Source organism: Ruegeria sp. BG11, from assembly GCF_056538565.1.
The window spans coordinates 1-990 of the sequence record NZ_JBQFTH010000048.1 but is presented as its reverse complement, the minus strand read 5'-3'; the positions used below and the strand labels follow the sequence as shown (position 1 = coordinate 990).

General features: G+C 59.2%; 2 protein-coding genes. Both read right to left on the bottom strand.

The window, feature by feature from the left end:
• On the bottom strand, positions 1-470 hold a 470-nt coding region (locus ACR0JF_RS23315), incomplete at its 3' end, for a cupin domain-containing protein (protein ID WP_480670121.1).
• Positions 467-990, bottom strand: a 524-nt coding sequence (gene tmpB / locus ACR0JF_RS23310) for a (R)-1-hydroxy-2-trimethylaminoethylphosphonate oxygenase (protein WP_480670119.1), incomplete at its 5' end; no start/stop codon positions are given. The genes tmpB and ACR0JF_RS23315, both read right to left, overlap by 4 nt.

Sequence of the window (990 nt, the reverse complement as noted above, 5' to 3'; positions counted from 1 at the left end):
ACCACCTTGTCGGGCGTCAGGTTGTCACCGGGCAGAGCGGCGGGGACAATGAAAGGCTTGTTGTCCAGAGGCCAAAACATCTGTCCGCCATCGGGGTGATAGTTCATGTGCCAGAGCAATACCTGATCACGGGGCGCGGTTTGCCGATCCGTCTGCGCGGTTTGCGGATCCGTGGACCAGCCAAGAACGTAATGCCCTTTGACGGCTTCGTTCTCGCCATACAGCACGTCGCCTCGCCAGTCACATTTGAACGTGCCTTCGACCCAGCCGCCTTCGTCGCCGGTGCCTTCGTCTATGGGGCGCCAACCTTGTTGCGGCCAGCGGACGATCTCGATTTCAAACGTCTCGGGGTCATCGACCAGACAGCCATAGCCTTTGACCGTCTCTTCCGTTGCGCGGATCAGAGGAACTTCGTGCCAGGGTAACGAGGGCTTGGAACTGGCCTCGAAGATGTATTCAGGTGCAGTCATGACGTGCCCAGATGTTTGTCGACCATGCGCTGCACAATGGGTGCAAAATGGGCGAAATCGGGAGTCTCCATATCCGCGCGTTTACCGGCCTCATCCAGATAGCGCACCTGAATGATCTCTTTCAGGTTTGGGTTGGATTCGAATGCGGTAACCTCTTCTTCGCTCATCGGGCCGCCCTGCAGTTCCAGCGTATGAACCGAGGCGGCAGACAAGCGCTGGAAATACTCGGGCTTGGTGGCGCAGAGATACCGCTTGGCCGCCACGTGATAGCGGCAGCAATCGGTGATGACCGAGGGGAAGAACTGCTCCAGCACCTCGGCCCCTGCATCCTCGTGATGGCGGTCTTCGGTATCGTCGGGATGGTAGGTTCCGAACTCGGAGGTGTAATGGCCAATGTCGTGCAACAACGCGCCGACGATGACTTCTCCAGGCTGGCCGTTCTGCTCGGCGATGGTGGCCCCTTGCAGCATGTGTTGGGCCATGGAGACGGGTTCGCCCAGATATTCCTCATCGCCGCGGC